This is a genomic window from Bacteroides sp. AM37-9, from assembly GCF_003603455.1.
Taxonomy (GTDB): Bacteria; Bacteroidota; Bacteroidia; order Bacteroidales; family Bacteroidaceae; genus Bacteroides; species Bacteroides xylanisolvens.
The window spans coordinates 1215-1563 of sequence record NZ_QTNF01000086.1 but is presented as its reverse complement, the minus strand read 5'-3'; the positions used below and the strand labels follow the sequence as shown (position 1 = coordinate 1563).

At 34.4% G+C, this 349-nt stretch carries 1 pseudogene; it reads left to right on the top strand.

The features are described 5' to 3' along the window. Positions 1-315, top strand: a pseudogene (locus DW862_RS25615) (hypothetical protein); the annotation flags it as partial. Positions 316-349 lie beyond the last annotated feature (34 nt).

Genomic DNA, 349 nt, shown 5'->3' with positions numbered 1-349 from the left:
ATAGAGCAGTTAAAGGATTTGGATTTATTGGATGAAATTGGTGACTGTCTGATTCTAAAGGTCAAAGGCTTAATAATAGACCAGCCTAAAGATAAACAGGTAAAGAAACTAATTGCCATGTTCGACCACATGATAGACTTCAACGAAGGCAATAACAAACCATTATCCAGAGAATGTATGATTTATAAGAAGTATAAGGAGAATGGATTTAAAGATGTCAAGAATATCCACGCTTTTATGAAGTCAATACAAGCAGGTACAGTAGGTAGGAAGCGACCTGTTAAGGAAAATATACCTTATGAGATTATTCTGTAGTTAGTTTGTAAGCAATAAAGCTCCAGACCATTAA